The organism is Psychroserpens sp. XS_ASV72 (assembly GCF_041224425.1).
Lineage (GTDB): Bacteria > Bacteroidota > Bacteroidia > Flavobacteriales > Flavobacteriaceae > Psychroserpens.
In genome coordinates, this window is record NZ_JBGFGL010000046.1 from 26,342 (window position 1) to 52,111 (window position 25,770).

26 protein-coding genes are annotated in these 25,770 nt (G+C 35.2%); 14 read left to right on the forward strand and 12 right to left on the reverse strand.

The features are described from left to right. Positions 1-39: 39 nt before the first annotated feature. The 4 genes from AB9K26_RS00465 to AB9K26_RS00480 all read right to left on the reverse strand — a co-directional run bounded on the left by AB9K26_RS00465 (position 40) and on the right by AB9K26_RS00480 (position 5,368). Positions 40-909, reverse strand: coding sequence for a hypothetical protein (locus AB9K26_RS00465; RefSeq protein ID WP_369970580.1), 870 nt, complete (start codon positions 907-909; stop codon positions 40-42). Between the two features lie 70 nt (positions 910-979). Continuing rightward, positions 980-1,651, reverse strand: a complete 672-nt coding sequence (locus AB9K26_RS00470; RefSeq protein WP_369970581.1) for a Crp/Fnr family transcriptional regulator — start codon at positions 1,649-1,651, stop codon at positions 980-982. Between the two features lie 110 nt (positions 1,652-1,761). After that, positions 1,762-4,032, reverse strand: coding sequence for an aconitate hydratase (locus AB9K26_RS00475; protein ID WP_369970582.1), 2,271 nt, complete (start codon positions 4,030-4,032; stop codon positions 1,762-1,764). A gap of 199 nt (positions 4,033-4,231) precedes the next feature. Continuing rightward, positions 4,232-5,368 carry an acyltransferase family protein gene (locus tag AB9K26_RS00480; protein ID WP_369970583.1) on the reverse strand — a complete coding sequence of 379 codons (1,137 nt, stop codon included), beginning with the start codon at positions 5,366-5,368 and terminating at the stop codon, positions 4,232-4,234. A gap of 73 nt (positions 5,369-5,441) precedes the next feature. Here AB9K26_RS00480 and AB9K26_RS00485 point away from each other — a divergent pair, with 73 nt between their 5' ends. Continuing rightward, positions 5,442-6,554: a hypothetical protein gene (locus tag AB9K26_RS00485; protein ID WP_369970584.1), complete on the forward strand. Its 1,113-nt coding sequence runs from the start codon at positions 5,442-5,444 to the stop codon at positions 6,552-6,554. Beyond that, complete coding sequence (locus AB9K26_RS00490) at positions 6,554-7,150, forward strand: SCO family protein (RefSeq protein WP_369970585.1); 597 nt, start codon at positions 6,554-6,556, stop codon at positions 7,148-7,150. The genes AB9K26_RS00485 and AB9K26_RS00490 overlap by 1 nt, the downstream gene beginning before the upstream one ends. On the opposite strand, the gene AB9K26_RS00495 is transcribed toward AB9K26_RS00490, so the two are convergent. Genes AB9K26_RS00495 through AB9K26_RS00515 form a run of 5 tightly spaced genes read right to left on the reverse strand, consistent with a single transcriptional unit; the run spans position 7,147 to position 12,492 of the window. Continuing rightward, entirely contained in the window at positions 7,147-7,335 is a 189-nt protein-coding gene (locus tag AB9K26_RS00495; RefSeq protein WP_369970586.1) for a hypothetical protein, read from the reverse strand. The two genes, AB9K26_RS00490 and AB9K26_RS00495, sit on opposite strands and share 4 nt — an antisense overlap. Then, entirely contained in the window at positions 7,335-8,288 is a 954-nt protein-coding gene (locus AB9K26_RS00500) for an AAA family ATPase (protein WP_369970587.1), read from the reverse strand. The genes AB9K26_RS00495 and AB9K26_RS00500 overlap by 1 nt, the downstream gene beginning before the upstream one ends. 3 nt (positions 8,289-8,291) lie before the next feature. Beyond that, positions 8,292-9,713, reverse strand: a complete 1,422-nt coding sequence (locus AB9K26_RS00505) for a peptidylprolyl isomerase (protein ID WP_369970588.1) — start codon at positions 9,711-9,713, stop codon at positions 8,292-8,294. Next, the gene (locus AB9K26_RS00510; RefSeq protein ID WP_369970589.1) at positions 9,697-10,551 is read right to left on the reverse strand and encodes a peptidyl-prolyl cis-trans isomerase; all 855 of its coding nucleotides are present in this window, start codon (positions 10,549-10,551) and stop codon (positions 9,697-9,699) included. Before AB9K26_RS00510 ends, AB9K26_RS00505 begins: the two co-directional genes overlap by 17 nt. Beyond that, positions 10,552-12,492 (reverse strand): peptidylprolyl isomerase, encoded by a 1,941-nt coding sequence (locus AB9K26_RS00515; protein ID WP_369970590.1) that lies wholly within the window; start codon positions 12,490-12,492, stop codon positions 10,552-10,554. 255 nt (positions 12,493-12,747) lie between these two features. Here AB9K26_RS00515 and AB9K26_RS00520 point away from each other — a divergent pair, with 255 nt between their 5' ends. From AB9K26_RS00520 to AB9K26_RS00555, 8 genes are all read left to right on the forward strand, one after another. After that, entirely contained in the window at positions 12,748-13,647 is a 900-nt protein-coding gene (locus tag AB9K26_RS00520; RefSeq protein WP_369970591.1) for a T9SS type A sorting domain-containing protein, read from the forward strand. Between the two features lie 107 nt (positions 13,648-13,754). Beyond that, entirely contained in the window at positions 13,755-14,210 is a 456-nt protein-coding gene (locus AB9K26_RS00525; RefSeq protein ID WP_369970592.1) for an SRPBCC family protein, read from the forward strand. Then, a complete protein-coding gene (locus AB9K26_RS00530; protein ID WP_369970593.1) occupies positions 14,203-14,442 on the forward strand; it encodes a hypothetical protein in 240 nt (79 codons plus the stop codon). Before AB9K26_RS00525 ends, AB9K26_RS00530 begins: the two co-directional genes overlap by 8 nt. A gap of 9 nt (positions 14,443-14,451) precedes the next feature. Beyond that, on the forward strand, positions 14,452-16,329 hold the full coding sequence (locus AB9K26_RS00535) for a leukotriene A4 hydrolase C-terminal domain-containing protein (RefSeq protein ID WP_369970594.1): 1,878 nt from the start codon (positions 14,452-14,454) through the stop codon (positions 16,327-16,329). Further along, a complete protein-coding gene (locus AB9K26_RS00540; protein WP_369970595.1) occupies positions 16,330-16,755 on the forward strand; it encodes a hypothetical protein in 426 nt (141 codons plus the stop codon). Positions 16,756-16,857: 102 nt separating this feature from the next. After that, positions 16,858-18,006 carry a site-specific tyrosine recombinase/integron integrase gene (xerA, locus tag AB9K26_RS00545; RefSeq protein ID WP_369970596.1) on the forward strand — a complete coding sequence of 383 codons (1,149 nt, stop codon included), beginning with the start codon at positions 16,858-16,860 and terminating at the stop codon, positions 18,004-18,006. A 67-nt stretch (positions 18,007-18,073) separates the two neighbouring features. Continuing rightward, positions 18,074-19,135: a TM2 domain-containing protein gene (locus AB9K26_RS00550; protein WP_369970597.1), complete on the forward strand. Its 1,062-nt coding sequence runs from the start codon at positions 18,074-18,076 to the stop codon at positions 19,133-19,135. A 274-nt stretch (positions 19,136-19,409) separates the two neighbouring features. Continuing rightward, positions 19,410-20,096 (forward strand): NgoBV family restriction endonuclease, encoded by a 687-nt coding sequence (locus tag AB9K26_RS00555; protein WP_369970598.1) that lies wholly within the window; start codon positions 19,410-19,412, stop codon positions 20,094-20,096. On the opposite strand, the gene dcm is transcribed toward AB9K26_RS00555, so the two are convergent. Beyond that, positions 20,060-21,406, reverse strand: coding sequence for a DNA (cytosine-5-)-methyltransferase (gene dcm / locus AB9K26_RS00560; protein ID WP_369970599.1), 1,347 nt, complete (start codon positions 21,404-21,406; stop codon positions 20,060-20,062). The genes AB9K26_RS00555 and dcm overlap by 37 nt on opposite strands. Position 21,407: 1 nt before the next feature. Then, a complete protein-coding gene (locus AB9K26_RS00565; RefSeq protein WP_369970600.1) occupies positions 21,408-21,686 on the reverse strand; it encodes a DUF6471 domain-containing protein in 279 nt (92 codons plus the stop codon). 234 nt (positions 21,687-21,920) lie between these two features. On the opposite strand from AB9K26_RS00565, the gene AB9K26_RS00570 reads away from it, so the two are divergent. The 4 genes from AB9K26_RS00570 to AB9K26_RS00585 all read left to right on the forward strand — a co-directional run bounded on the left by AB9K26_RS00570 (position 21,921) and on the right by AB9K26_RS00585 (position 25,421). Next, positions 21,921-22,658, forward strand: coding sequence for a DUF6090 family protein (locus tag AB9K26_RS00570; protein WP_369970601.1), 738 nt, complete (start codon positions 21,921-21,923; stop codon positions 22,656-22,658). Positions 22,659-23,405: 747 nt separating this feature from the next. After that, positions 23,406-23,702, forward strand: coding sequence for a hypothetical protein (locus AB9K26_RS00575; protein ID WP_369970602.1), 297 nt, complete (start codon positions 23,406-23,408; stop codon positions 23,700-23,702). A gap of 7 nt (positions 23,703-23,709) precedes the next feature. Beyond that, positions 23,710-24,687: a hypothetical protein gene (locus tag AB9K26_RS00580; RefSeq protein WP_369970603.1), complete on the forward strand. Its 978-nt coding sequence runs from the start codon at positions 23,710-23,712 to the stop codon at positions 24,685-24,687. Between the two features lie 158 nt (positions 24,688-24,845). Further along, positions 24,846-25,421, forward strand: coding sequence for a hypothetical protein (locus AB9K26_RS00585; RefSeq protein ID WP_369970604.1), 576 nt, complete (start codon positions 24,846-24,848; stop codon positions 25,419-25,421). 108 nt (positions 25,422-25,529) lie between these two features. On the opposite strand, the gene AB9K26_RS00590 is transcribed toward AB9K26_RS00585, so the two are convergent. Continuing rightward, the coding region (locus tag AB9K26_RS00590) for a hypothetical protein (protein ID WP_369970605.1) at positions 25,530-25,770 on the reverse strand (241 nt) is incomplete at its 5' end.

Here is a 25,770-nt window from a genome sequence, read left to right on the forward strand (position 1 = left end):
CTCTAAAACTAACAAAATAGCCTTTTATAATCAAAAGGTTTATCGACTAACTGATCCTGAAGGCAAGGAGCTTAAATTCGGCATAAAGCTATGCATCGTTGGAGCTGTTTCAGTTCCAGCGGTTCCAACCAATGGCTTGATAGCAAATGGCATTGGTGAATTATCTGGAACAGGTTCTACAGATATCACGACTGTTCGATTTCTGATATCCAAAGGAAATGTTTCTCCAGCTGGTGCATTCAAAAAGAAATCTTCTCCAGGCACTGGCGGACCAGGTTGCATGGTTTCACTAAATGGCGCACTTGTATCTGCCATATCGAACACATTAAAGGTTCCTGTGGTTAATGGTCCTGAGTCTCCAACAACCCAACCTTCATAAGTCCAACCTTCAGGTAAGGTTGGCAGCACAAAATTAGGAACTGGTGGCATGCCAGGCGTTCCGAACCAAACACCATACTGATCATTACCATTGTTCATTCCCATTTCATCGGTTGGCGTTCTTAAAAAGAAACCTCCTGCGGCATTACTGAAATCACCAACAATTGAGGCATCCACAGCAGCCGTATCTCCTGAAAAACTTCCAGCCAAAACTTTTGTATCTGCAGGTGCAGGATCTGGATCGACAGCCGGTTCAATTGACAACACAAACATGGAAGCATTGTTTAGCTGAGCCCTATTTACTGAAAAGTCCTGTGGAAAGTTAACACTAGAAAAGGTTCCAGTTGACACAGGTGAACCGTCAACTATAATCCAACCTTCATAAACAAAGTCTGAACCCAAAGCCTCCAATCCGGACAAATTAAGAGTTAAGGTAGACATGTTTGGTTGATTTGTACTGTCATCATCGCTACTACAAGATGCTAATAGTAATGACAGGCTTAACATTGAAAAAAAAATTCGTTTTATCATAACATTTTAATTTTAAGATTATGTTCAAAATTAAAGGTCATGATTCGCATAAAATGTTAGCTAGCTAACACTAAGCGATTTTTTTCAAAATTCTGATTTCTTTCCGATTAAAATCCAAGTAGTTTTCCTCTTTCAATTCATTGAGGAGAATATTTAATGTTGGTCTAGACGTTCCAATTAGGGAAGCAATATCTTTCTGGGTGTAGGGATGTTTGATCACATGATCGCCATTCTTTGGACATTCATAACCATAATCTGTACAAAGCTCATCCAGAAATTCAATAAGTCGTGTCTTAGTATCTTTAAACAAAAGGAGCTGAAGTCGTCGCTCCAACTTTTTAAACTTAAATCCGATAAACTTGTACACCTTAAAACTAAAGGATTGATTATCGCGCATTAATTCATGCATGGTGGTGACACCAACTGGGCAAATAGATGTGTTATTATCAATAGACTGTGCAAACTCATCACGTTTACGAGCACCTAAAATGGCTTTCTCTCCAAAGAGTTCTCCTTTAGACAAAATGGCTTTTACGATTTCGTCACCATTGTTGTTATAGTAACCTATTTTTACCTTACCGCGTTCAATAAGGTATACTTTATTTGCAGCATCCTGCTCAAAATAGATATAATCCTTTTTTTTGTAGGCATCGAAATCATGGGCTTGTTTATAGGCCTTGAATTTGTGCGGACAAAGCACTTTAAAGAGATTGACATCGTCAAAAAACCAAATAGATTGCATAGAAAAGCTTGATTGTTAGTTTTTGAACAGTCGCTTATAACTTTCGAACCTTACAAAAAAAAAGCCCTTGGTTTTCCAAGAGCTCTTTTTAAAATATATGCAATGTTTATTTACGCTGCGTTTTCTTTTTTGATCAAGTTCAATGCTGAACCTTCCTTATACCAATTAATTTGTGCTTGGTTATAGGTATGATTCACCTTAATCGTATCTTTACTTCCATCAGTATGAACCACTTCAATAGTCAATGGTTTGTCTGGAGCAAATTCATTTAAGTCTAAGAAGTTAAACGTATCATCCTCTTGAATCAAATCGTAATCATTTTCATTGGCAAAAGTCAACCCTAGCATCCCTTGCTTCTTAAGATTGGTTTCGTGGATACGTGCAAAAGATTTCACAATAACTGCTGCCACTCCTAAATGACGAGGTTGCATCGCTGCATGCTCACGAGAGGAACCTTCTCCATAGTTATGGTCTCCAACAACTACAGAACGAATTCCAGCTGCTTTGTAAGCTCTAGCTGTATCTGGAACACCACCATATTCACCAGTCAATTGGTTCTTCACAAAATTTGTTTTCTTATTGAAAGCATTCACAGCACCAATCAATGTGTTGTTTGCAATATTATCTAAATGTCCACGGAAACGTAACCAAGGTCCAGCCATACTGATATGGTCTGTTGTACATTTTCCAAAGGCTTTGATTAACAGTTTAGCACCAGTAATAGAATCACCAATTGGCTCAAAAGGTGTAAGCAATTGAAGTCGCTCAGAGTCATCGGCAACTTTCACTTCAACACCACTTCCATCTTTCATTGGAGCTAAGTAACCATTGTCTTTAACTTCAAAACCTTTAGGTGGCAATTCCCATCCTGTTGGCTCATCTAACATCACTTCTTCTCCATTTTCGTTGATTAACTTGTCTGTCATCGGATTGAAATCTAATCGACCAGCAATCGCAATTGCAGCCGTTAGTTCTGGTGATGCCACAAAAGCGTGTGTATTTGGATTACCATCGGCACGCTTAGCAAAGTTTCTATTGAAGGAATGTACGATACTGTTCTTTGGTGCATTTTTTGGATCTTCATAACGAGCCCATTGCCCAATACATGGTCCGCAAGCATTCGTAAATATTTTAGCATCCAGTTTTTCAAACACTTGAAGAATACCGTCGCGTTCTGCGGTGTAGCGTACTTGCTCAGAACCTGGATTAATCCCAAATTCTGCTTTGGTTTTTAAATTCTTATCCAAGGCTTGTTGCGCGATTGAAGAGGCACGAGATAAATCTTCGTAAGACGAATTGGTACAAGACCCAATCAATCCCCATTCAACTTTAATTGGCCAATCATTAGCCTTTGCCTTTTCAGTCATTTCTGAACCAACATTTGTCGATAAATCTGGTGTAAACGGTCCGTTTAATAACGGTCCGAGTTCAGAAAGATTGATATCGATAACCTGATCGAAATATTGCTCAGGATTTGCATAAACCTCTGGATCGGCAGTTAAATATTTTCTGATTTTATTTGCTTCCGCAGCCACATCTTCGCGATCTGTAGCTTTCAAATAGCGCTCCATAGAATCGTCATAACCGAATGTTGATGTTGTGGCACCAATTTCAGCTCCCATATTACAAATGGTTCCCTTACCTGTACATGACATAGACTCGGCACCTGGACCAAAATATTCTACAATGGCACCAGTTCCACCTTTAACGGTAAGAATTTTGGCAACTTTCAGAATCACATCTTTTGGTGCCGTCCAACCAGATAATTTTCCTGTTAATCTCACACCAATCAATTTAGGAAATTTCAATTCCCATGCCATTCCAGCCATGACATCTACAGCATCAGCACCACCAACGCCAATGGCTACCATTCCTAATCCGCCAGCATTCACAGTATGTGAATCTGTTCCAATCATCATTCCACCAGGAAATGCATAGTTTTCTAACACAACTTGGTGAATAATCCCAGCTCCAGGTTTCCAAAATCCGATACCATATTTATTCGATACAGATTCCAAAAAGTTAAACACCTCATTACTGGTATTCATAGCGTGCTGTAAATCTTGAGTTGCTCCAACCTTCGCTTGAATCAAGTGATCACAATGCACTGTAGTTGGTACTGCAGACTTATCCTTACCTGCTTGCATAAATTGCAATAAGGCCATTTGTGCTGTGGCATCTTGACATGCTACGCGATCTGGAGCAAATTCCACATAATCCTTACCTCGAGTATAAGCCTTAGTTGGCTTACCATCCCAAAGGTGTGAGTATAAAATCTTTTCAGAAAGTGTTAGTGGTTTACCTACAATATCACGAGCTGCATCTACACGCTCAGCCATATTTGCATAAACCTTTTTTATCATGTCAATATCAAATGCCATATGTATAAATTAAAGGTGAATATTTTGTTTTTTCCTTATTTCAAGGACTGCAAAATTACAAAATTGTATGCAGATTTAAAAATATGTAATAAAAACTGTTAAACACTGAATATAAATCAATAGATGTGTGTTTTTTCAACAAAAAATTAAGTATTTGATAATTATTTGTTTAATAAAATAATAAATTAACAATTTTATCTTATTTATATTTATTCTTTATTGAGGGTAAATCCCTTAAATCTGTCATAGGTTTTTCATACAGACGATACATCAAATAGGCAGCTACAAATGAAATCAGTACATAAACCGTTATATAAACCACCAAATCAAATCCTGCCATTGCTTCAGAAGGAATAAAATGCTTCATCAACTGCATGATAATCGAATAATGCAGCACATATATAGCATACGACAAAATACTGATGTATGTAATTGGCACGACAATCCACTTTTTAGCAGATCGTATTTGGCTTAATAATGGTAAAGTTAATGCGATGGCAATAGATTTAATCAAAAAATACCAGACATTCCAAAATGCAGGATATTCAGTAATAAACCAGCCTTTTATCGGAATTAGAAAATTCATGGCTATCAATACAAAAAGACCAATTGCAAAGGCTCCATGCTTTATTTTATTCCACAATAGTGGTTTAACTTCTGAAATGTAAGCCGCTAACACACCATAATATATGGCGTCAATCCTATAAATAACAATCGACTTGACATTTAAAGTCCAATGACGCATGTGCCTAATCTCTTGATGGTAATTATACCATAATTTTGTGACCAAGAAGAGCGCTAAAATAAATAAGGTCACTTGTAAAAACAGGCGTGAACGAGGTGCATTTCGTCTTAAAAACAAGATTAGATATAATAACAATGGACCTATAATATAAGCAAACTCTTCTATAGACAAGCTCCATGATTCTGGATAAAACCATGGTAATTGAGTACTGAAATTATGAAGAAAAAAACCATACTTCCATAGCGCATCAGGAAGTTCATTGCCTATATAAACGGCAACAGCAATGTTTATAATTAAAGTGAGGTAATAATTTGGTAAGGTTCGAAACCAGCGTCTGACCCAAAAATAACGTACCTCCTTAAAAGTGAAGTCTTTGTTGATGTACATTCGGTAAAGGATTCTTCCAATAAGAAACCCACTAAGGACAAAAAAGATATCAACTCCTAAAATTCCGTAGATACTGAACAATTTTCGAGTGACTCCTCTCATTTCAGGAACAATCCACAAAATATGCGAACACATCACCATCAGAATGGCCGTAGCCCTCATGATGTCTAATCCAAAAATTCGTTTTTCATAATCTATTCGCATCAAAAAAAGCCTTAGTTTTGTTTAGGACGCAGATAAAATGAAGACCAAAATACTAAAATATATCACGTTGTTCATGGTTTTACTAACGATTGTTGGCGGACTCTACTATTTAAAGCTTCCCAATCGTCACAGAGCCATCATTAAAACCAAAATATATCATGGTTTAGGTATTGTTGATGAACGTTGGAATATTGAACCTTCTGATACAGCCATCAGGTTAGTAACACCAACGTTAGTAATTGACAATATCTACAAATCTATGGAAGGCCCGAAAGTTACCCGTTCGTTTCGTTTGGATGACAGCAGAAGTGATTTGATATATATCACGTCCTTTCAAACCAAGTCATTAAGCACCAATGAAGTCGATCAGCTTTCCAACGATTACATTTGCCACACCAATATCGATTTTTATGATGGCGAACATTATTCAAAATGGAACCTCAGCCATCGAATTGGAGAACAATATCCTCGACTCACTTCCATGAGCCATGGTATTGAAGCTTATGAATTCCCTAAGGGATTTGGTTTTCCGGTTTTCACGGATGAAAACTTGTTCTTGTCTACTCAATCCTTAAATCACAATATTGTTGGCGATCCTTTTACTATAAAGCATGGTGTCACTATCGGATTTAAAGAATTTGACAATGACCTCAAACCACTCATGAGCAAGACCACTTTTATCATGTTGCCTTATGATTCTGACAATCCTTTTGAAGGTCCGACAGATAACAATCCAAACATGTGCTTGCCTGTGGAAACCAAAAACCATAGTTATGTGAATGCTGATGGAACATCACTTTCTGGGCATTGGGTTATCTTTCCAGGAAAAGCTACTTACAGCTATGATATTACCGAACAATTACATTTAAAGGATAGCACTACCTTGCATGCTGCCGCAACTCATTTACATCCATTTGCCGAATCACTTTCCTTAAGAAACAAAACCAAAGACTCTACTTTATTTACGGCTCTTGCTGAAAACTATAAAGACAAGATTGGCTTAAAATCGGTGTCTTATTTTTCAACCGAAGAAGGCATCATGCTATATCCAGACCAAGATTACGAATTGGTTCTAAAAACCAACAACACCACATATGTGAATCAAGACATGATGGCAAGTATGTTCCTGTTTTTATATGACAAGGAAATGGATGAAAAACTGAAATCCTATAAAACCATCAAGTAATGCGATGGTTCCTAATTGCCATAATATCGCTTAGTTTAGGTTGCAAGTCCTCTGAAGAGCAGCTTCCTATTTTAAGTTATACCATCAATAACTCAGGAGATAAGGAATACTATACCATCTCTTACGAAGAAGGTGTTTTCAAAAATCAATTAGGTCAAGATTTTACAACGCAAAACATTCAAGGAAAAATTGTTCTAGCCAACTTCTTTTTTACGCGATGCCCAAGTATTTGTCCGCCAATGCGAAATGCACTTATTGATATCGCCAAAAATGTTTTAGAAACCGAAAATTTTCTATTGATATCCCACACCATCGATCCCAAAAGCGATACAGCTGAAGTCTTAAAAGCTTATGCTGAAGCCACTGGAGTTTCTAATAATCAATGGCAGTTTTTAAGAGCTTCCGAAGAACAGACCAAAGCTCAAGCCAAACAATTCATGACCAATTTCAGACCTAATGAAGACGGAACAGATTTTTACCACAGTAGTTATGTCGCGCTTGTAGACGAGGATCAAAATATTAGAGGCTTTTATAATGTTTTGGTTCAAGATGATCTTAGCCGATTGAAAAAAGACCTCAACAGATTTCTGAACTAGTCAGAATTATTATTCTGAAAAACGGCAAGCCATATAAAATACAAGGCTACAATTACCTCTAATGACAATCCAATGGTCAGAATCAAACTTCCATATGGCCAATGTTGAATTTTGAATAAGGCTCCCAGAATGATAGCCAATACTCCTAACATAGCTATTACGATTGCTGGAATGTGAGATTTCATTAAAACAAACTTTTGATAATTTGCTCGTCTGTGATGCCTTCGGCTTCGGCTTTGTAGTTCTTAATAATTCTGTGACGTAAAATACCTTGGGCTACAGCTTGGACATCTTCCATATCTGGAGAAAACTTTCCGTTGATCGCTGCATGTGTTTTAGCCGCTAGAATTAAGTTTTGTGACGCTCTTGGTCCTGCTCCCCAATCAATGAACTCCTTAACCATATCTGAAGCTGTTTCGGCATTTGGCCTTGTTTTACCAACAATGGTTACGGCATATTCAATCACATTATCTGCCACAGGAATACGACGAATGACATTTTGGTATCCTATAATTTCTTCCGCAGTAAACAAAGCATTTACAGTGGCATTGACATCAGCTGTTGTAGATTTTACGACTTGTACCTCTTCTTCAAAAGATGGATACTTTAAGTTGATGGCAAACATAAATCTATCCAATTGTGCTTCTGGTAACGGATAGGTTCCTTCTTGTTCAATTGGGTTTTGTGTCGCCAACACGAAATAAGGCAAATTCAATTTGTACTGATGACCTGCAACCGTAACCACACGTTCCTGCATCGCTTCCAATAAAGCTGCTTGCGTTTTTGGAGGTGTTCTGTTAATCTCGTCAGCTAAAATAATATTAGCGAAAATAGGCCCTTTAATGAACTTAAAATGTCTGTTTTCATCTAATATCTCACTTCCAAGAATATCACTTGGCATCAAGTCTGGTGTAAACTGAATACGTTTGAAATCTAATCCTAACGCTTGAGCAATTGTATTGACCATTAAGGTTTTCGCCAATCCTGGAACACCGATCAAAAGTGAATGTCCACCAGAAAAAATGGAAATCAATATTTGATTTACCACGTCTTCCTGACCAACAATTACTTTGGCGACTTCCGTTTTAAGGGCGTTATATTTTTTTACAAATTGTTCAATTGCTGCTACGTCAGACATATTCTATCGTTCTTTTTTTAACCAGTTACTAGTGAACTCACAATCTCTATACTCACCATTGATTTTAATGTAAGTATCCATGATTTTCTCTTCTTGCCATTTTGAAATTTCTTCAATCTGCTTGTCTTGAAGTGCAAGGTTTTTGATTTTCAGATAATCTTTTGCAAAATTGGCTTCGTGTTCGTCAATTCTATCAGTAACAGTCAAGAGCTTGTATTTCACTTCGTTGATACGGTCTTGATCCAATAATACCAAACTCACCTCATTGTCTTCCAAATCCTGTATTTGTCCGTAAAGCTCTGGATCCATCTTAGTTAACTCAAAGCTAAAATCTTGCGTATACGGATTAATTAATTGTCCGCCATCAAACTTGGTTTCCTTTTCGTCACTAAACTCTTTAGCCGCCTCTGCAAAACTAATATCGCCAGCAACAATACGTTCTCTAACCATATTGATCTTTTCCTTAGCTTTCATTTTGGCTTCTTCAGTAACTTTAGGACGCAATAAGATATGTCTGACATCGTATTCCTGACCTCTAATTTTTTCAAGATACACAATATGGTAACCAAAATCGGTTTCAAAAGGATCTGAAATTTCTCCTTCTTGAAGTGAAAATGCCACATCTCTAAACTCTTTCACCATTCGCGGACGCTTTTTATTCAGCACGTATTTTCCACCATCTTTTCTGGAAGCAATATCATCAGAATAGAATACCGCTTTGGTTGTAAAGCTTGCTCCATTTTCAATAACATCTGCTTTAAACTCTTTTAACTTATCAATAACGCGTTGTTTTTCTTCCTCTAAAATCTCTGGAATCACCACAATTTGAGCTACTTTCAATTCGGTACCAAAAGTTGGTCGTTCGTCTTCAGGAATGCTGTTGAAATACTCTCTAACCTCTTCAGGAGTCACTTCGATATCGTTCACGATTTTACGTTGCATATCTGAAGCCAACTTCGCATTTTTATTAAGCTCAAACATTTCGTCTCTCAAGCTCTGTTCACTATCCTTGTTGTAGAATTGCAACAACTCCTCCATGGTGCCGCCTTTGGTTTCCAAAAACGCAGAGATTTGTTGCTCAATATTGGAACGGATTTCCAACTCATTGATAGGAATACTATCTTGAATCGCGTGATGTGCATACAGTTTATCTTCAAGTAGTTTACCAAACAACTGGCAACGCGTGATGTCTTTAATGGAAACACCTCTTGCCTGTAATTGAATGAATTCCTTATCGATGTCAGAATCCAAAATAACAAAGTCACCAACTACTGCTGCAACACCATCGATTTTCATACGATCGTTAGCTGTGATAGAATCCATTTTTTTCTTAGGCTCTTCTACTTCATCCTGAATGATTTCTTGAGCCATACTATTATGAGCGCCAAGCAATAGCAGCAACATTAAACTACTTATAAATTTCAAACTGTTTATTTTTAATCGCATCTTTGGTAATATCTGTTTCGAGCCTCTTGATGAGCTCCAATTTTCTCTTGTTAATAATAATTTGGTCAATCGTAGGTTTTACGTAGCTTAAAGGTGCTATATCATTCTGATTCAACACGTCTTTAATCTGCATCAAATATAGGTCTAATGAATCTTTGAGCTGTATAAAATTAGATTTTTTTAACAGTTCTTTTTTATTGTCAGAATTAATGGCTGGAATTTTAGACATAATCTGCGATACTTGAATCCAAAGTGAGTCATTCAGTGAGTACGATTTGAACTGTACGGAAATAGAATCCAAATAACGTTTGTCTTCAGTTTCAAAGCGCTTAAATCGCGTTTCAATCTCATCCGCATTAATGGCATTGTTAGGAATGGTTATGTACCGAAACTGAATAAGCTCTTCATTCAGCTTAAAGGTTTCCTTATTGGCTTCATAAACCTCTTGAGCCTCTTCCATACTGATATCACTATCGATACTTTTCTTCACCAAAGCTTCCATGTAAGCCTTCGTGTAAAGGTCTTTTTTATACTGATCGACCAAGCGTTCGAAATTTTTCTGGTTCTCTTCAGGTAAATTGCGTTCTGCACCTTCCAATAGCAATAATTGGGTTGCCCAGCGATTGATGAAACCATTGATCAATAATGTACTATCCTCTTCAGAAACACCTTCGGCTACCAATCCTTCAATATCAGATTCATAGAGATAGGAATCATTCACCCTTGCAATAGGAATTCTATCATCTGTTGATTTGAAAAAATCGCAAGAAGAGAGCAATGCTGCAGCTAAAAAAAGTATGAAATAGTTTCGAATCAATTAATTGGATATTTCTGATTTAACCTTCTTTAGAATCTTGTCATTAATCTTCACATTATAACGTTGGTTAAGCGTTTCGATCCAATCGGTTTCAATTTGATTTTGATAATCACTAATCACTTTTCCTTTGGCCTCATCTAATGTTTTCTGTCCTTTAGGTAAAATTTTATTGGCCTTTATTACATGAAAAGCATTATGGTGTTCATAAACATCAGAAACACCTTCCGCAAATTTAAAGTCGGTTGGCAAATTTTGATCTCCTACTTGAAATACTCCTTTGGTCGCAATGACATTCTGTGTTTTTTCAGTATTGAATTTTGATTCAATATCGTCCACCTTAGCACCTGTTTCCAGTGACTTCTTTACATCTTTTATAACGGATTCCTTAGCAGAAGAAAACATAATGCCTTCTACACGATCTTGCCACATATAGTTTTCTTTATGCTTTTCATAATACGCCTTAAGACCAACCGTATCCTTTGCGGCAGCATTCCAAACTTCCTTTTCCATCAAGTCGAAGAGCAACAGACCATCTCTATATTCTTTCAAGACATTAGCGAATTCTTGGTTTTCATTCTCAAGATTGTCTTTTTGATACTGCATCAACTGGGCTTCCAGATAGGCTTTGTAAACACCTCTTACAACCGATTCAGCACTCATTTTCTTCTGAACGTAATTACGCTGATTACTAAACAAATATTGAGCAAAGTCATCATAGGTCAACACTTTATCCTTAATAGTTAAAAAGGTTTTGCTTTTGTCTAAATCGGTTGGCACCACCCAAGCGCGTTTAAAATAATCGTCTGTAATGATGCTTTCAAAGTATTTTAGAGCTTGCTCATTATCTACCACATTATAAGATTTCTTGAGTTTTTCAGCTTGAGCCGATTGAATGAGTTTCGAACGTGAATCTCTTCTTACCTTACTCTCCAATAAGGGCTTCACCTCTTCAAATGGCTGGATGCCTTTTTTATCAATAAATTTAACGATATGCCATCCGAATTCTGTTTTGAACGGTTTTGAAATTGGCTTGTCTTCAGATAAGCTGAAGGCCACTTCTTCAAACTCAGGCGAACTTAGTTGTCCGCCAGTAAAGGCTGATAATCTTCCGCCTTTATTAGAAGAGCTTTTATCATCTGAGAACTGCTTTGCCAACGACTCAAATGCTTCACCTTGCTGCAATTTCTTATAAATTTCATTGATACGCTTTTCTGGATTCAACAAACTATCCTTTTGCTTTAGAGCAACCATAATATGTGCTACAGTGACTTCTCCCAACGAGGGACGCTTATCTTCAACCTTTACGATATGAAATCCGAAACGCGTTCTAAACGGCTTTGATATCTCTCCTACTTTGGTATTATAGGCTGCCGTTTCAAAAGGGTACACCATTTTGAAGGTTGAGAAATACCCTAAATTTTCAGCAAAAACTTCTTTACCATCATGAACCTCCTTTTGAACTTTTTCAAAGCCTTCATCCAACACACGAGCCCTTAAATCTAAAAGTCGGTTATAAACTGCTGTGGTATCGGTTACATTTTCGTCTAGTCTAATTAAAATATGGGAAGCTTTAACATCTTCAGTAGAACGTTGGTATGCTTCTTCAACCAAGACATCAGTTACCTTGTTGTCGGTAAGGTAATTTTTGACGAGCTGATTTTTATAATTGGTGAACTCACGAACGTACTTAGGCTCCTCATCTAATTTTAGACGCTTAGCTTCCTTTACCTTGAGTTGGTAGTTGATGAACAAATCTAAATAAGCATCGATGTCCTTTTGCGACTCATCCTTAACCAAATCTAGGTTTTTCTTGTAAACTCTTATGAATTCTGATGCCAACACAGGCTCATCATCAACAGTAAACAACACGTCATTAGGTTTTACCTGTGCAGAGGCAAATACCGTAAAACAAAGACTTAAAGCACAAATAAATTGTTTCATTGGAAAGTAATTAATTTTGAATGGGTTCAACATGAACAAATCATAGTTCAGCAAAAATAACACAATTCATATATTTAGCAAGACCCAAATTCTTAACGAATTCATAAGATGCTTAGTATGGCTAAAAAGCACAAAACGAAATTGCTACTTACGCATATATGAAGATTTATTAACACGAAAACGTTGTAGTTGTAGCGATAAATTTTAATTATGCTTGTAATCCCTTAGTTTTGAGAGAATCCTAATACAATTTTTATGATGAAAAACTACTTTATAATTTTATTTTGCTTTTTAACCAGTATTGGTTTTGCCCAATCTATGTACAGCGGCAATGGCAATTCTGGCTTTGGAGGTGTCATCGGAACAGGATCCTTAAGCATCGATGACGATGGAACTACCATTACTTTTCAAGTAACCAAAGGAAGTGCTGGTTTTTTTGATGCCATGGTGATTTATCTTGATACAGCTCCTGGTGGTCGCGCTGCTATTGATAGTGATGTGAACGACCAACAAGATCCTTTAAGAAGAGCCATCTCAAGTGCAGGTGACAATGCTTCAGTATTAACATTTCCAACGGGTTTTGAACCTGATTATGCCATGGCTATTGATGTTAATTTTGGCGGACTTTGGTCTATTCCTGCAAGTGGTCCAGTAGGCAATGATGAATTACCTTACCAAACGGCTTTGAATTCTACTTTAAGTGATGCCAACGATGCTTCTTTCACTTTTGATGTGGACTGGTCTGAACTTGGTTTAACCTCTTCTGACGGATTTAAATTTGTTGCCATTTATCTAAATGCCAATAACGGATTTACTTCTGATGAGTCTTTTGGTTCTGATATTGCTGGTGGAAATGTTGGTGGCAACGACTTAATGTTTATGTCTTTTTTTGAATATGGAGACACTTTAAGTAATGCAGAGTTTGACACTAACAATTCCATAAAAGTTGCTGACAACACTTTACTTATCAACAATTACACAGGAAACCTCAACATCAATGTTTATGATATTACAGGAAAAACCATCAAAACGGTCAGTACTGCAAGTCAATCAGATAACTTTAAACTTCCACTTGGTTTAAGTTCGAACCAAATCTATATGGTGGCTGTTGAAGGTTCTAATTTTAAGAAAACTTTAAAGGTTATCGTTCATTAAACCGAAATAAATAACCAATCACCTAAAATGGCGACTGAAACAAATGCAGTCGCCATTTTGTTTTGGAAAAAACCCTATATTTATCACGCAAAATTTAATCCCTCGAAATGCTTTACACTACTGAAATCATAGTTAAAGTACCACTTGATGTGTTCGTTAATAAAATGAACAACATCGAAAACATGAAACATTGGCAACGTGGATTGCAGTCTGCAGAGCATCTATCTGGAGATCCAGGAGAGTTAGGCTCTAAGCTAAAGCTGACCTACAATTTTGGGAAGCGCAAAATGGAAATCATTGAAACCATTACCAAAAGCAACTTTCCTCATGAATTTCATGCCAGCTACAATACCAAAAGCATGAACAACCACCAAGAGAATTACTTTTCGGAAACTGAGGAAGGCCATACCAAATGGATTTCAAAAAATGAATTTATTCCTTTAAGTTTCACCATGCGTGTTATGATTTTCCTGATGCCAAATGCCTTCAAAAAGCAATCCTTGAAATACATGACCGATTTCAAAAATTTTGCAGAACACGGAACTTCAGTTGCCAATGCGTAAATTGAAATTAATTTGGGATTTCCATGGACCAGATGCTCTAAAAACCGCAGAGCATCACATTAGCCATTTAAAAACGTATATTTCGCTTGAAAAACTAAACGTAACCATCACTGATTTTGAAGCTTTGAATGAGCTGCATGCCATCGCCTTTATGGTTGTTGATGAATTCGACATGAAACCCATTAGAGATGCTTTAAGACCTCATCGCGGACAAGTATATAACGACAAATAAAACTACCTTATGAATCTTTCTAAATCTATTTTTTATATCTCAATAATACTTATGGTTTTGAACTTGAGTTGTCAGTCTGAAGTTAAAAAAGAAACCCAAATTGAAGCTCAAAAATATGCTAAAGAATTACATTCATTTGCACAACCTAATGAATCGGTAATCAAGCATTTAGACTTAAATATAAAAGTTGATTTTGATACTGAAATTATAAGCGGGACAGCCACTTATGATATTGAGAATAACAATGCTTCGGAAATCGTTCTGGATTCCAAATTTTTAGAAATTAAATCAGTAACTGCTGATGGCAAACCAACCGAATTTTCCTTAGGCGACTTTGACGAAAATCTTGGTCAGCCACTAACCATAAAAATCAATGACGACACCAAAACAATTGGGATCACTTACAACACTACTGAAAAAACAGAAGCTCTTCAATGGTTAAATCCGCAACAAACCGCTGACAAAATCCATCCCTTTTTATTTACTCAAGGCCAAGCCATTTTAACTCGTACTTGGATTCCTATTCAAGACAGTCCGCAGATTAGAATTACTTACGATGCCACAGTTCAAGTTCCTAAAGATTTGATGGCTGTGATGAGTGCTGAAAATCCGAAAGAAAAAAATTCAGAAGGCATTTACAGTTTCAAAATGGAGCAGCCGATTCCTCCTTATTTAATGGCACTTGCTGTTGGAGATATTGCATACAAAGCTGTGAGCGAACGCACAGGTGTGTATGCCGAACCTTCAATGCTTGAGAAAGCCCATTATGAATTTGGCGATATGGAAAACATGGTCAAAGCTGCTGAAAACTTGTATGGCGATTACGATTGGGATCAATTTGATGTCATCGTCTTACCTCCTAGCTTTCCTTTTGGAGGCATGGAAAATCCGAGATTAACCTTCCTCACGCCAACCGTTATTGCTGGTGACCGAAGTTTAACCTCATTGATTGCTCATGAATTGGCTCACTCATGGTCTGGAAACTTGGTCACCAATGCTACTTGGAACGACTTCTGGTTGAATGAAGGCTTTACGGTTTATTTTGAAATCAGAATCATGGAAGCCCTTTACGGAAAAGACAGAGCGAATATGATTGCCTTGATTGGTCGTCAGGATTTAGATGAGGAATTAGATAGTTTTAAGGATGAACCTGAAGCCACAAAACTGAAATTGGATCTTACAGGCAAGAATCCAGATGATGGTATGAATAGCATTGCCTATGACAAAGGCTATCTGTTTTTGCGTACTTTAGAAGAAAAAGTCGGTCGTGAAACTTTTGATGCCTTTTTGAAAAACTATTTTGAAGCACATGCCTTTTCAACACTTACTACTGAGGATTTTGTAACATATCTCAAGACAAATCTTCTAGAGCCAAATGCTGTGGATTTCAATGTTGACGAATGGATTTATCAACCAGGCGTTCCTTCAAACCAAGCAATCATTGCTTCAGATAAATTCAGTAATGCTGAGAAGGTTTTAAATAGATATCTAAATAACGACCCTATAGACAAATCGCTAACAGAAGATTGGACCACTTTAGAATGGGTTCACTTCATTAGAAATTTCCCTAAAGATATGGCTGCCGATGAGATGGCTCGATTAGATCAGGCTTTTGACTTGAGCAATGCTACTAATTCGCATATTGCCATGGTTTGGTTTGAAAAAGCTATTGACAAGGATTACCATGGAAATGGTGTTGATGCCAAGATTGAAGAATTTTTAATAAGCGTTGGCAGACGTTGGTATGTAGAAACCCTTTTTAAGGCGTTTAAACGTAATGACAAGGTGGAAGCTGCTTTGGAGATTTACAGGAAATCACGTCAAAATTACCATTCGGTTACCGTGAATACCATTGATGATTTATTAAATTTTGAACCAACAAAGTAAATGATTTTAAGGTTTGTATTTTTTCTGCTCATTGGTTGTTTGGCATTTGGTTGCAACTCAAATGATGATGATTCAAGTTCTGAAAACACAAACCCTTGTGAATTAAATCCGTTTCCTGGAGTTGCTGGTGTCACCTACGATAATTTCAGTATCACGTCGTTTGATAATCCGAATGAAAAAGGTTACCATATATCAGCAAACCTCATAAACAGCAATGATTTTTCAGTTATTGGAGAACCTCGATTTGTGGTAAAGGAGCATGGAAGCATTATAACCATTGGCACCTCTAATACGGCTTCAGCTACCTCTTGCCTAGAAATTGATGCCAATTCAAATTGTTCTTTTGAATTGACAGTTTACTTGCTTCAGAATGAAGACATTGATAACAACATTACATTGCTTTGCTTCTATTATTACAACGAATAGACCTGCTTTTTTTCCAAAGAAAAAATTCCAATCTACTTTAATTGCATAGTTATAGATTATTTTCTATATTAATCCATTGGTTTAATATGAAATTATATCGCTATGCCTTCAACAAAAATTACTTTACTTAAAAAAACCCACAATAAGGAACAAGTTGTTCTAATCAGTTTCAGATATGATCAGAAACTCATTGATTTGGTAAAAACCCTTCCGAGACGACGCTGGAGCACTTCACTTAAATGTTGGTATGTTCCGTATTCAGAAAACATGCTTAGACGTATTAAAACCACATTAAAAAATCACAACGTAGAAAATCGTATAAATGAGTCTATAAATCCCGCAAAAGGCTCACTAACCAAAAAACAAGAAACCTTAGTACAACTCTATAAAAAGTATTTAAAGGGAAAGCGCTACAGTGAAAGTACCGTAGAAAGTTATACGTTTTTGGTTTCCGATTTCTTAAAGCATCATACCAACAAAGATCTTCACGAATTGACTTTTAGAGAAGTGGAACATTATGTTGAGAATGTTTTTTTGAAAAGAGGTTATTCGATTAGCACGCAACGACAATTGGTAAGTGCCTTAAAATTATTCAAGAGTTTTTGTCCAGAAGTGGCTTACGATAGTTTGGAATTGGAACGCCCAAAAAAGGATCGAAAATTACCGACAGTACTATCAAAGGAAGATATCATCAATTTGATTCGCGTAACCAAAAACCTAAAGCATAGAGCGATCATAGCCTTGGTTTATTCGTGTGGATTGCGCATTAGTGAGTTGATCAATTTAGAATTACAGCATATAGATATAGGCAGAAGACAAGTTTTGATCAAAAATGCCAAAGGCAGGAAAGACCGTTATGTGATTATTGCCGAAAGCTTTTTACCGCTTTTACACAATTATGTCAACACTTACATGCCTAAAAAGTACTTTGTTGAAGGTTTGGACCACAAGCGTTATAATGCCAGCAGTGTTAGGCATTTTTTAAAGCAATCTTGCAAGCGTGCAGGTATAAGAAAGCGAGTTACACCGCACACTTTGCGGCATAGTTATGCTACCCATTTATTGGAAAATGGTATAGATTTACGTTACATACAAGAGCTTTTAGGTCACGCCAAACCAGAGACTACGATGATCTACACGCATGTTGCCCAAAGGGATTTGTTGGCCATTAAGAGTCCGTTAGACATTGCTGTTAAACAGATGATGGCTTCTGAAAAAGAACAGTCAAAACTTCACATATCCGGAATATGACTCCCAAAAAGTGTTATATTAGTATGCATATAACCAGTTGTGGTTAATGTACCCAAACTAAAAAACAATGAAAGAAAAATCAGCAGCAGTAATATTTGCATTATTTCTCGGAGGTTTTGGAGCCCATCAATTCTACCTCGGAAAAACTGCTAAAGGAATTTTTTATCTGCTATTTTGTTGGACATTGATTCCTTTCTTCATTGGTTTTATTGACTTTCTTACTCTACTCTTTATGAGTTCGAAAAAGTTTGATAAAAAATATAATTCAAAATTTACCAAGAAAGCACTTGATGGACTTGACAAATATTTACAGGAATATCCTTCTGCATCAGCAAAATCGAAGCATTATGTTAATGTGATTTTTCCAACTTTAAATATTAAACCAATAGATATAGGAGATAAAATTCAAGAGTTTTTATATGACCAACTATCTAACAAAGGGTTAGAAGAAAAAGAAGAAATAAGAAAGTATTTACACGATGGACTTGGTATGATTCCTGAAAATTTTGATGAGTCATTAGACCAAATATATTTTTCAACATATGTGGACAAATATCTTGAAGATGAAGCTTTAGACCCACAAGAGGTTGATAGCCTTATATCAAAAGCAACTGAATTAGGAATAGAAAAATATCAATCAAAAGAAGCTATTAAAATTGACTTCGGTTTTTATATGAAAAATTGGGAGCTTGATAATGGCATTTTTGGAGAAATAACTCCAGATTTTATAATGACTAAAAATGAAGTCTGTTTATTTAGAACTGAAATTGCTGAAATATTTGAGCAAAAAGAAGTTACTACGAGAGTTAGTTATTCCGGTCCAAGAGCAAGAATAAGAATTGCTAAAGGATTAAGTTACAGCGTAGGTTCTTATAATTTTAGCTCAAGTAAAGAAACTAAACGGGTAAGTAAAGGGATCGGCACTTTAAATATCACAACTAAAAGAGTGCTCTTTAAAGCTTCTCAAAAAACTTTGACCATTAGGCATTCAGCAATTGTTGACTTAGAGCCTTTCTCCAATGGACTTATGATTTATAAGTCGAGTGGAAATCCCATTTTAATAAAACACAATAAGTCAATGGAAATTTATCAAGCGATTAATGGGGCGATTAGATATATGAATAAATAAAAAATCACTAACCACAACAATCTGTATAGTGCATTGTGGGCAAGGTGGTTAAGCAAATTGAGTAGCTATTTGAAGGTCGCAAAATCCGCTTGCGGATTTTATAAAAAGGCAAAGTTACAAAACCGCAAAGCGATTTATGCTAAGTGCTAAACTGAAATAGTATCTTTATCAAAACCACAACACACCATACAGGGGGCGTTACCCAACATATAAAACCTAGATTCCGAGATAAATTTTTCTATCTTTGAAAATTAAGAAAAACCAATAAATTTGAATGAAATTCACAGCGGAACAACTCTATAAAAAACTTGTTGTAGACTATAAATTAATCGGAGAAACAGGAAATATTAAATTCACAGTTAAGGATTTAAGCATTTTAATACAAACAAAAGACACCGTTGGGAATTTACTTCAAGAATGGTTAAAGGCTTGGTTTCAGAAAGAACAAATTGACTTTGAAGAAAACACAAACTCTCAAACATTTCCAGACTTTCTGCTTGATAAAGACGACCATAAAAAAGGGCTTTTAGAAGTCAAATCTTTTGATTTCGATAGAGGTCCAGGATTTGATTTAGCTAACTTTGATTCTTATTGTAACTCGCTTTTAGATAACGCTTACCGAATAGATTCTGACTATTTGATTTTGGCTTATCAAATGAATAATGGAGTTATAAGTATCAAAAATGTTTGGCTAAAAAAGATTTGGGAATTAGCTTGTCCAAGCAGTACTTATCCTTTAAAAGTTCAAGAAAAGAAAAGTGTTATTTACAACATTAGACCAAGTATTTGGTATTCCGACAGAGCTAAATTTAAACCATTTAATAGCAAAGAAGAGTTTTTATCCGCTTTAAACAATACGAGATACCAATATCCACAGACAAGACATACAAATGGGCATTGGTTAAGAAACGTCTTAAAAAACTATCAAGAACATACAGGAGTTTCTTTAACAGTGGAATAAACCAATTTACTCTCATAAATCTCGGCAACCTCTTTTGCAACGTGCTCTACAACAGGTACTGCAACCGTATTACCTAATAAGTCAAAAGCTTCAGTTTCTTTTACAGGTATTTCGTACCATTCAGGATAGCCAAACAGTCTTAAACCTTCTCTTATAGTTAATCTTCTTAATCCACCATTATCAGGAACAGCTAACCTCGAAACATCAGTTGCTACTAGTGTAGGAGCAATATCATTTGGGTCAAGAATTTTATTGATTTCAAAACTTAATTTTCCAGTAACAATATTGTAGCCTTTAGGTTTTGTCGTGTCGTAATCTCGATATTTCTTCTCACCATTTTCTGTAATCTCTCGAACCAGTTTTTTAGGATGTTCAAATCTTAAATATCCTTTCTCAACTAAATCATTCAACATTTCTTCTAGATTTTGAGAATGATAGAATGTTGAAATTTGCTCAAGATTTAAAGGCATTCCATCCATCCAATCAATACCAATTTTTTCAGCCCAATGCTTTTTCCGTCTTTCTTTAAATAATTTATTTAATAAAATAATCTGTTCATCAGAAACTTCGCCTTTAATTCCAATATCCCAACTATGAATATTGTTATTTCCGCCTCTTTTATCTTTAATAGATTTACCATACAAATCCTCTATTTCAAAATGGGATAAAAGCTTTTTTGTTAAATCAGTATTCATTGTTTCAAGACCATTTTCCAATATGGTCTTTAAAGATTTAAAGCTTTTAGCTTCGGTTTTTAAATTTGGCTTTTTATCTTTTGTTCCTACAATAAATATTCTTTTTCGTGATTGAGGTAATCCAAAATCAATGGAGTCTAAAACTTCCCAAGAAACTTCATAACCTAATTCGTTTTCAAGCTTGTAAAGAATCGTAGATAAGGTTCTTCCAATTTCATCATTTTTGTTTTCTAAATCGTGTTTTACAAGTCCTTCCACATTCTCTAAAATAAAACCATAAGGCTTTTTATCTCTCAATATTCTTTCAATTTCAAAAAACAATGTTCCTCTTGTATCTACAAATCCTTGACGTTTCCCACCAGCACTAAACGGTTGACAAGGAAATCCACCCAATAGAAAATCAAAATCAGGAATTTGCTTATTATCAACTTGAAAAATATCGCCTACAAAATAATCGTGATTAAAGTTTTTAGATAAAGTTTCAACTGCGTAAGGCTTAATTTCAGAAGTCATTACACATTCTGTTTCAAAACCTAAATCTTGAAATGACTTTTCAAAACCTAATCTAATTCCACCAAGACCAGCGAATAAATCTATGAATTTTACTTTCTGCATTTTATTGTTTTTTTAGGTTATAATCGACTTGAGGTTCAGCCGCAATTGCCAATTGACTTTCGTATTCTTCAATTTCTATCTTTTCGCATCCAATTACTGTTAAGCATTGTAGAAAAAAGGCTGCACTAAATGAACCTCGACTGATTTTACTATCGATACTCGATTTAGTTTCTTCAATTCCTATTTGTTCAAGCATATTTGCCAAGTCTGAATTTGAAATCCCTCTACGAACCAATTCTGACTTTAATAAACGTTTGACTTTATCATTCCAATCTGACATAATAATAGATTTGTCTTGTTGCAAATTTGACTAATAATTTGTAAATATGCAAATAAAAAGGCAAAAATAAAAATACGTTGGGTAACAACGTGTATAAATAATAGCGGTTTTAGTGCTTATCCGAAGTTACTTTTTTATCTTTACAGTTAAGTTAAAAACCGAAAAGTTAGTGTGTTAAATCCGCTACTATTCATACACAAACCGTTGTGCTTCATTACCAGAAACCGCTAACCAATGATAAAATATTTTAGAAAAATTAGACAAAACTTGCTGACTGAAAATAAGTTTGGAAAATATCTGACTTATGCAATTGGCGAAATAATACTTGTTGTAATTGGTATTTTAATTGCGCTTTCAATAAATAATTGGAACGAAAACAACAAATTAGAAAAGGAGACCAATAAAGTGCTTCTACAAATGCGAGATGAGTTTTCACGAAACCAAAACGAACTGAAAATTAAGATTGAACAGCACAAATTTGTAAAGGAGAGTGTTGATGAATTATCGGAGTTGGTGCGACCTAACCCAAAAGAAATTGAAAAAAGCAAATTGGATTCGCTGATGTTTTCTATGATATACATACCGGCATTCAATCCATCTACTGACATAGCATCGTCGGAAAAATTAATGCTTGTTGATGATATACTTAAAAACTATGTTGCCGATTGGAAACTAAATTATGATTATTATAAGTATAGCATTAAAATTATCGATGATAGCCAAACGCAACAATTGGATGAATTTTTAATTGAAAATTATCAATATAAAAATTTCAAAAATGAATTACTTGAACCCAATAAAAGTGCTTTTGACAAAGACCGACAGAAAATTTTATCAAGTGACATCTTTGAAAATTACGTCTATTTAAGAAGCCTGAACACAGGTTTCCTTGTCAAGCGAGCTACTACTCTTTACGATATACAAAATAAAATAATACAACATATAGACACAGAATTGAAAAATAAAAAATAACGAAAGCACAACACCGTGTATAATTAATGGCTGGTTCTCGCCTACTTACGAAAATCCTCGCGGATTTTCTATTCGGTTTTTATTTGCTAAATTAGGTGCTTAAACACGCCACTAATCATACACAAACACGTTACCAACAATAGTGCAATTTTCGTGATGATTACTTTACTTCATATTTGAGTTACTAACTTTTATCGTTAGAGGTTTCTTTTCTACTTCTTCCCTATTTCCTTTTTTGGAGAACTTAACGCTTCTGTGGCTTTTCTATATTTGCTGTGGCTTAAATGAATCTTCCTATGAAAAATGAATACTTCAATTTATATAGAATTTTATCAAACAAAATAAATATTACATCTAACTGAAAATTGATTTATCTGCCAAATGCTCGCTAGCGTTCGGATTTGTTCTATTTCCAAAAAAGGTGTTCGTGTTTATCGCTTTGGGCAACCTAAATGCTACTGTGTTCTTTTTCTGTCATCTAATGCAACGGTTTCTTGGGTTTCTCAGCTAAGTCGTGGCTAGCATTCTCTTTCGGTTGCTTATTGGATAATCTGCTTTGGTCTGTGATTTAACAATGGTTCGTCTTGCACTACAGTAGGTAACAACGTGTATAATTAATGCTCACTTTTTATTTTCATAGAAAAAAGACTACCTTTAACAAAATGATTTGTTTCATCTGAAAACTTGCCGTTTTCATTCGCACAAATCATACACAATCACGTTGGCAACAAGCTGAAAAACCACAAAATGAAAGGAAAAGTACTCAAACAAGAATTTTTCAATATTAGAATTGCAAATCGTTCTGCTACAGTATCAAAGGAATACTTTAATGGCTCTGATACTTATATTATTAGATTTATTAATAATGTAGAAAGTGATTTTATCAATTCTTATAAATCATTTGGATTTATTGTTGAGTTAAAAAATGACATTACTAACTTTAAAGTTTTTGGAACTTTAACAGTTACAGAAGCAAAAAACATTTGGACACAAATACAAAACTTTGAATCGCCAATTACATCTTGCGAAATCACTTTAAGATAATATTTATATGCTTCGACCTAAAATTTTTATTATAATCTTAATACTTCCTTTTTTGCAAAGTTGCAAAAACGAAAAAAAGAATGATATAACACCAAAAATAAATAATACACAATTCAAGACCACAATTTCAAAATCAACATTTGAAGAAAAACTCAAAAAAGAACCAAAATTATTTTTAAAATTTTGGTCAGGAATGACTGAAAATGAATTTCAAAAGGTCGTCAATATTTTAAACGAAGAAAAAGTATTATTGGGAAATTATAACAATATTTCTAATCCTATAAGATTTTTAGTTAGAGAACATTGTTATTCTGAAATGTATGCTCGTTTTGATAATTCAAAAGAACCTAAATTAGTAAGTATAAAACTTTATAATTTAGCTACTTTTCCAAATTGTTTATATGACCTCTATAGAGAAAAATATGGACTTCCACTTTTGCTACAGAAAACAGAGACAGATTATGAATATGTCGAAAACAATCCGAATTATGCACCAAAAATGTCTTATACTGATGAGAATAACAAGTTGGTATTTCTAAACGACGCTTTCAATGATAAAAGTTCATTTATAAAAAATAATGAGCGAATTGAGAAAGAAACATTTTTACCATCAAGACCAACCTATATACTTCCTGAAAACCCTATTGTAATAAATAAAGACAGTCTTGTTATCGTTATTGACCAAGTGAAATATGAAGATAAGAGTTATAGTTATAATTTAGAACAGAGTCAAGCCTTACGCAATTATCAGAGTAGTATTTTTAACGATTCCTTTAATAAATGGCTGGACGAATCTAAATTTATTGAAACTAATTCAAAATTAAGAACAGTCAGTTTAAAATCAATTTACTCAATAAATGCAACATATATGTCGGTTTCTGAATACGACAAAAGAAAACAAGAAAGGAACGACCAAATTGAAGATTCATTGGAAACTGAAAAAAGAAAAAAAGCAAAATTATTGAAATCAATAGAGAGTCTTTAAATATGAAAAAAAGCCAGTTGCCAACAACGTGTAAGCGCAATAACGGCTGAATTTCCTAATCGGAAATTCAACTCGTTTTTGCTATCTTTCGTACGTCAGTGGAAAATACTCGCGCATTTTCCCGTTACTGACGCTTACACAAAACCGTTGCCCACAATATGACCAAATCTCAAAATAATAATATACTGACGAAGTTACATTTCCTTTTTTTAGGTATTGGGATTTTAAATTGGATTTCAAAAGTAACGGTTGAATTCAGCCTGAATTACAAATTGGCTTACGTTGTAACCGTTCTGATATTTATAAGCGGATTCGTTCTATTTTTGTGGAATCTAAGACCTTTCAATCGAATTGGAATTTATTACGGTTACTATTTTATCACGCCAATCTTGACCTTGATTTTTTGGCTATTTGGCGGAATATTATTGGCTTTGATTAGCCCAGTATTTCTCTACCCTATTTATCCGAATAAAATTTTATCCGAACATCAAAACTTTACTGTATATGAAAATTTTCAAGGATTTATGGGACCGTGTTGTCCCTTGGAAATAACCGAAAAACATTTTTGGATTATTGAACAAAAGTTGACCAATATAAATTTGTACGATGACACATACATTCATTCAATAAATTACGATAAAAAGAACGATAGCCAACTAATAATCATATTTGATAAATATGAATCCAGAGCAGATAATGTAGTACCAACTGATACCATTATAAAACTGAACTGAAAGTAATACTGTGGGCAACAACGTGTATAGTTCATTGCGGTAAGCTGGCTAAGTAGATGATTTTTTCTTACATTTAAAAAAACATAAATAGGAAAGAAAAGTCCGAGCTCAGCCGCTCGCCTTTCTTTCCAACGGAATTTTCGCCGCAAGCGGCTCATCCGAACGCAAAGGCGATCGGCTGAAATTCCGCAACAAACCATACACGAAGACGTTGTAGGCAATAAACCAGTCTTCTGGTCTTCCCAGAGGGTTTCGGAACCCAATAATGGTCAGGACATCACTTAAAAATCCCCATGAGGGAATCTGGACACAGTCAGATTCCTCCTTGACAAGATTACCGATTGAGATC